Raw genomic sequence first — 6,586 nt, 5'->3', positions numbered from 1 at the left:
ACATTTATCAAAAATCAAAGTCGTGGCGCTTCGCCCACACCCGACCAAAAGGGAGTGAACGGCAACTCCCTCTTGGAACACCCTCCCGCTCCAACGAAGTTTAAAAAGCGAAACTTCCAATGGAGTTATTCATAGCGTTTAACTTTGCTTGTAGACTGCTTCGGCAAGCTACGAAAATCACTAACGCTTACGATGGGGCGTCCCTTCCCCTCGAAAGCTAGCTAGCCATCCATGGCTAGACTCACGCAATTTTCTTGCTTGCCTCAATTCAAATCGAACATTCATAACCTAAAAAACTCTATGCTGGTTTTAACTAAAATAAATGAACCTGCCTGTGCAACAGATCCCCATAGAAATTGCTGAAATGTGTTGAAGAAAATAGCGTAAGCCTGACAGGACGTCAGGCTAGCTTTAGTTGGCCATGGATGGCCTTTCTAAAGCGTTAGCTATTTTCGAATAAGCATGAGGCTTGCTCGCTTTTCAGAGCAATTTCGTAGGGGCGGCAAGGGATATCGAAAAGGGAAATGCTGTTGTTTCCCTTTCGTCTGGTGTGGGCGAAGCGCCACGACGTTGACCTTAATCCAAACGGAGTTTGGAAATACGGGAAGAAATCACGAATACTAAAATTGGATGAAGCGCCACGACTTTGATCTAATCCAAACGAAGTTTGGCAATAAAAAACATCATTTAAGTATGTTTACTTAAGCTGATACCGACAGGCCAAATCATCCAATTGCTTTTGCTCTTGCTTATCCATATGGGCTTGTCGTTGTTTCAGGCGATCTTGATAGAACCAATTAATCCCTTGTTGGCGTCCTAACTGGCTACGCCAAATTTTATCCACTCTTTGGTGTTCTTGTTCCAATAAAATCTTTTGCCGTGTGAGCTTCTTTTGCAGTGGCTTAATCGCATTAATCATCTGCACACTATTTTGCATTAACAATGGATTCGCACATTGCTGTGGATAAGCATGATACTGACTCACCATACTGGAAAGTTGTTGTTGCTGGTGACCTATCTCAAGCAGGCGCTGTTGGCTGGCATTTTTTTGCTGACTCAGCTTATGCAGTTTTTTTTCTTCTTGCTGGCATAACTGTAAAAGCTGTTTCATGTTAATTCTCTAAACGATAGTCAGTTAATCATTAGCTAAGGCTTAGCTCTAGCCTTAGTTCTAGCTCTAGTTTGAGCTTATTGGCGCTTGATAACCTAAGCCTTCGATCAATTGTTGTAATTGGCTGATGCTATGTTGATGGTCTGCCTGACTATGGGTCGCTTGCTGTAAAAAAGCGGCCATTTGTGGGTACGCTTGTACGGCAATATCTAACTCTTTGTCTTGGCCTGGTTGGTAACCACCTAATGGCAGTAGCTCTTTGACCTGCTGATATTTGCTGTTTAAATGCCTGAACACTTGCCCGTGGGATAAGCTGTCAGGGCTTGCCACTTGCGCGGCGAGTCGGCTCACTGATGCGCCGATATCAATGGCAGGATAGTGGCCTTGTTCAGCCAATTTTCTGTCTAATACTATGTGGCCATCAAGGATTGCTCTCGCGGCGTCAGCAATGGGATCTTGTTGATCATCGCCTTCGGTTAATACCGTATAAAATGCGGTTAATGTGCCTATAGGGTGTTGGCCGTTACCTGCCATTTCAACCAAACTTGGCAGCTGAGCAAATGCTGAAGGCGGATAACCTTTAGTAGCGGGTGGTTCACCTAAACTCAGGGCGATTTCACGTTGCGCTTGGGCGTAACGAGTGAGCGAGTCAACCAGTAACAGTACGCGTTTACCTTGGTCGCGGTAGGCGCAAGCAATGTGATGACATAAGCGCATTGCGCGCATGCGCATTAATGGTGTGGTGTCGGCGGGGGCGGCAATCACCACTGAACGCTGCCGACCTTCTTCACCTAAAGATTGTTCGATAAATTCGCGTACTTCACGGCCACGCTCACCGATTAAGCCAACGATGACAATGTCGGCTTCAGTAAAGCGGGTCATCATGCCTAGCAAAACACTTTTACCTACACCTGAGCCTGCGAATAAGCCCAAGCGTTGGCCGCGTCCGACTGGCAGCAGGGCGTTGATGGCTCTGATCCCCACATCCAGTGGTTCACTAATCGGCTTGCGCTTGAGTGGGTTAGTGCTCATTGGCACCATAGGAATTTGTTGAACTTGAGTCAGTGGGCCTAAGTCATCTAATGGCTGGCCTAAGCCGTTTAATACTCGACCCAATAATCCGTTGCCAACTGGAATTTGGCAGCGATCAGCGATGGGCATGACGCGTGCCCCAGGCATTAAACCTGAGGTTTGCTCAATAGGCATTAAGCACACGGTATCTTTGTAAAAGCCAACAACTTCAGCTTCAACGAGGCGACCATCGCGGCACTCAATATGACAGCGATCGCCTGTACCTAACTGACAACCAACAGCTTCAAGTAATAGACCGTTAACCCGAGTTAGCTTGCCGTAAACCTGCGCCACAGGCACTGTTGGCCAGTCAATAATTTGGGCGCTAGCCGGTGACGTATTAGCTATTAATCCAGCATCAGCCATGGGCTGTCTCATTCGCCAGCACGTCATTTTCGTCAATGTTAACTTCAGCGTTTTGTGCTAGTTTTTGTTCGATATCTGCGCGCTTTAAATGGTTTTCGACTTGGTCTAAACAGGCATTTAAACGGGTTTCCATTGAGGCATCAGCATCTGATTTTTCACTCACAATACGGCAACCGCCAGCGCTGATGCTGCTATCAGGCACTAATGTCCAGTGCTGAATTTTATCTGCTGCCAGTTCTTTGAGTTTATTCACAGCCGTTGGCTCTAAGTGAATTTTTACTTCGGTTGGATCGTCAGGAATAGCGGCTAATGTCTCTTCTACTAGTGCAAGAATTTGCTGTGGTTGTAGGGTGAGTTCGCAGCGAATCACTTGAATTGATACGCGGCGGACTAAATCTACAATCAGCTCTTGTTGTTGCATGATTTGATGGCTGTGACCTTCTTCCAGCAAGGATTTGACTGCAGACAGTGGTGCGATAAGCTGATTTAGCTGCTCATCAATGGCATCTTTGCCTTTTTGTTGGCCTTCAATTCGGCCTTGGTTAAACCCTGCTGCGTAACCAGATTGTTGACCTTCTTCATGGCCAGACACTAAGCCTGCTTCATGACCTTTTACAACACCTTCATCGTAGCCTTTATCGAAGGCTTGTTGATAATCTTGCCACGAAGGTTCACCTTGTGCTGGATCTGCTTCATTGGCGTGTAGTGGACTAAATTGGTGACGGCGAATACGCTCTCCATTGAGGCGAAATCGAATATCGGAGCTGCGAGTCTTGTTCATAAGGGCACTCTGTTGGTCGCTCAAAAATTGGCTCATTATTCAACAACCTGTTCTTCGAACAATTGCAGTTCAATTTGACCTTCATCCATCATTTGCTTAGCGAGCTCCATAATGTCTTTACGGGCTGCTGTTGCTTGGCTTAATGGTACTGTGCCGATGGCTTCAATTTGGGTTTCAATGGCGGAAGACATACGTTTTGGCAGTGCACGCAGTAAGGTCTTTTTCAGCTCTGGCTCAATGCCTTTTAGCGCTAACGCTAAGGTATCAGCCGGAACGAGTGCCATGATTTCTTGTAAGGTTTCAGCTTTTTGGCGACCCAAAATAATAAAGTCGAACATGTTGTCAGCGACTTCGCCTGCGAGCTTTTTATCATGGAGTTTAATCATTTCCATTAACTGCTCACGGTTACCTTCGAAGCGATTTAAGATATCTGCCACTTGGCGAACTCCCGACACTTGGGTATGGCTTTTTTCCATTGCAATCAGCATGCAGCGTTCAACTAAATGACGTAATTCTTCAACCACGCCACGTTCTAATTCGCCCAGTTGCGCAATACGTACCAATAATTCATCTTGGCCTGCCTCTGGTAATCCAGATAATACCTGTGCGGCACTTTCTGGTGGCAGTAAACCTAATAAAACAGCTTGTAACTGGCTGTGCTCATTAGTGATTTCTCGCGCTAGTAGTTTTGGATCTACCCATTCTAAGCGTTTGACTAGTGTTTTAATTTCATCGCCATAAATATTGTCGATTAAACTTTTAGCCACGCGATCGCCTAAGGCTAAATCTAACGTTTTTTGTAAGTATGAACGCGAAGCTCTGGCGATACCTGATTGCTCTTGGTAGCGTTTAAAAAAGCGTCCAATAACAAAGTCAGCTTCGTTTTGGGTAATGCTCGATAGCCTTGCCATCTTATGACTGAGATGCTGCACATCATTGCGGTCTAAATGTGCCATCACCTGTGCAGCGCCTTTTTCACCCATACTGAGCAGGATCATGGCAGCTTGATCTAGGTTATCTAAGTTGATATCAAGTTCATTCATCATTGTATTTATTCCTGTTCAGCAATTACTGTTGTTTAGCGTCTTTATCGCTGATCCAGTGAGCGATGACTTCAGCAACGCGTGCCGGTTCTTTTTCTGCTAGCACGCTAAGGTGTTCCATTTTCACTTTCAGTGGAGAGCTGGTTTCAGGTAACCCAATACTCATTAAGTCATCATCTGCTTGCGGTTGACCTAGACCCATTAGTTCATCTGCAAGGGATTGAGCATCATCACTGCTGCTGGCCAATTTCGCGTTACTGGTTTCTTGATATTGGTAATTTTCTTTTTCTTCTTCCACGTCTTTAAGCGCACTTAAATCAACGGTCTTGGTTAAGTGACGTACTAGCGGACGCAAGACAAAGAAGATTAATCCGATACCGAGCAATAGTCCGATAAAGTAGCGAAGATAAGATTCATACCCTTCAGTTTGCCACCAAGGCATTGGCTGGAATTCAGCGATTCTTACTGGAGCAAAGTCAAAGCTATTGATACTGAATTGATCGCCACGAACTGCCGCAAAGCCAATAGCGTCTTGCACCATAGAACTCATCGAGTCTAGTTGTGCTTGAGTCCAGCCATTTTCGCCAGCAGCTTGGTTGTTAAGCAGTACAGAAACCGAAATATTCTCTAACTGCATTTGCTGGAAACGAGTATGGGTGACGGTGCGACCAACGTCGAAATTACGATTGGTTTGCTGGGTTAAATTACGACGTTGGTTATTGTCTTCACCTTCAACAGCAGGGGCTGGCGGCTGGTTAGCTAACGCACCAGGAATACCCATGGCCATATCACCGTTAACTTCATTAGAGCTTTGCTGCTCAGTACGCATCACAGATTGTGGATCTAAAGACTCGTTTGTTTCTTCAACTTGGTTAAAGTTAACTTGGGCTGCAACTTGTACTTGGAAATTTTCTTGACCCAAAATAGGCATTAACATGCTAGATGCGCGGTTGATTAAGTTTTGTTCAAGCTCGTGAGTATATTTAAGCTGACGGTCACGGGCTTGGGTGATGTCATTGTTGAGCGTTAATGCTGAACTTAAATGATTACCTTGCTGGTCAACGACTTGCACTTGCTCAGCTGTCATGCCTGTGACGCTGCCTGCCACTAAATTTACAATCGATTCCACTTGTTCAGATTGAATATTGCTGCCCGCATAAAGGTCTAGCATGACTGAAGCTGACGGCAACTCAGGTTGCTGGCGAATAAATAAGGTCTTTTTAGGGATAGCAAGATGTACTCGCGCTGTTCTCACTGCGCGTAAAGCCATAATAGTGCGAGATAACTCGCCCTCTAAACTATAGCGATATTTAGCTTGCTCCATAAATTGGCTCGTGCCTATGCCTGAGTCCCCAAGCGACTCCATACCCATAGGCATTTGAGCTTTAACGCCACGAGCTGCCAAGATCATTCTTGCTTTACCCAATCTATCTTCAGGTACGAGTACTAAACCAGAATTGGTATCAAGGCGATAGCTAATTCCTTCAGTTTCAAGCACTTCAATAATTTGCGCCGTCTCAACTTTTTCTTGGCTGCCATATAGCGGGCGATAACCTTGACTGGCTGTCCATAGCATTAATACGATGACACAAGCCACTACAATGGCAAAAATAGCTAATACAGCGACTTGTTTGTCACCTTGGTTAAAGCTAGTCCATTTCTCTTTTATCGTCTTAAATGGCGATGCTTTCTCACCAACATCAGTAACGGGTTGGTTTGGTTGAGTAAGAGTTGTAGGCATTGTTTCTAATATCCTTGGGCTGAGATGCTTATTTATCTATAGGGATTTATCGTTTTTGAGCTCGTTAAGACTCTACATTTAAATAGGCATTTTCATTACTTCATCAAAGGCTTGCACTAAGCGGTTACGAATTTGGATCATGGTTGAAAAAGATAAGCTGGCTTTTTGAGAAGCAACCATAGCGCCAACTAGATCATCACTTTCGCCACTATCTACGGCGCGCATTAATGCGGAGGATGTATTTTGGTCGGTGTTTACGGCTGCGACTTTTTGTTCCATTAATTCTGTAAAAGAGGGTGTTTGTGTGCCAAAGTCCCGCGGGTTTGCAGCGACTTTGATAGCCCCCTTGGCCATTTCTGAATGCACATTCATCTGATCCATCATAGATTGAACGTTCACCATAGGTGTATTCACCATAGTTGCATTAGACATCTATTTTCCTATCTATTTCTAAGATACTAAGAGTAAGAGGG

6 protein-coding genes are annotated in these 6,586 nt (G+C 45.0%); all 6 read right to left on the bottom strand.

The genetic code is table 11. From position 1 onward, the window contains the following. Window positions 1-697: 697 nt before the first annotated feature. The 6 genes from K5Q58_RS09610 to fliE all read right to left on the bottom strand — a co-directional run bounded on the left by K5Q58_RS09610 (window position 698) and on the right by fliE (window position 6,530). On the bottom strand, window positions 698-1,111 hold the full coding sequence (locus K5Q58_RS09610; RefSeq protein WP_220753705.1) for a flagellar FliJ family protein: 414 nt from the start codon (window positions 1,109-1,111) through the stop codon (window positions 698-700). A 66-nt stretch (window positions 1,112-1,177) separates the two neighbouring features. After that, window positions 1,178-2,548 carry a FliI/YscN family ATPase gene (locus tag K5Q58_RS09605; protein ID WP_220753717.1) on the bottom strand — a complete coding sequence of 457 codons (1,371 nt, stop codon included), beginning with the start codon at window positions 2,546-2,548 and terminating at the stop codon, window positions 1,178-1,180. Beyond that, a complete protein-coding gene (gene fliH, locus K5Q58_RS09600) occupies window positions 2,541-3,329 on the bottom strand; it encodes a flagellar assembly protein FliH (RefSeq protein ID WP_220753704.1) in 789 nt (262 codons plus the stop codon). The genes K5Q58_RS09605 and fliH overlap by 8 nt, the downstream gene beginning before the upstream one ends. Window positions 3,330-3,364: 35 nt before the next feature. Beyond that, window positions 3,365-4,375 (bottom strand): flagellar motor switch protein FliG, encoded by a 1,011-nt coding sequence (locus K5Q58_RS09595; RefSeq protein WP_220753703.1) that lies wholly within the window; start codon window positions 4,373-4,375, stop codon window positions 3,365-3,367. 22 nt (window positions 4,376-4,397) lie between these two features. After that, window positions 4,398-6,113, bottom strand: a complete 1,716-nt coding sequence (fliF, locus tag K5Q58_RS09590) for a flagellar basal-body MS-ring/collar protein FliF (protein WP_220753702.1) — start codon at window positions 6,111-6,113, stop codon at window positions 4,398-4,400. Window positions 6,114-6,191: 78 nt separating this feature from the next. Further along, the gene (fliE, locus tag K5Q58_RS09585) at window positions 6,192-6,530 is read right to left on the bottom strand and encodes a flagellar hook-basal body complex protein FliE (RefSeq protein ID WP_374758492.1); all 339 of its coding nucleotides are present in this window, start codon (window positions 6,528-6,530) and stop codon (window positions 6,192-6,194) included. Window positions 6,531-6,586: the final 56 nt, after the last annotated feature.

This window comes from Shewanella sp. KT0246 (genome assembly GCF_019654955.1).
Taxonomy (GTDB): domain Bacteria; phylum Pseudomonadota; class Gammaproteobacteria; order Enterobacterales; family Shewanellaceae; genus Shewanella; species Shewanella goraebulensis.
This window is presented reverse-complemented; position numbering and strand designations above follow the sequence as displayed.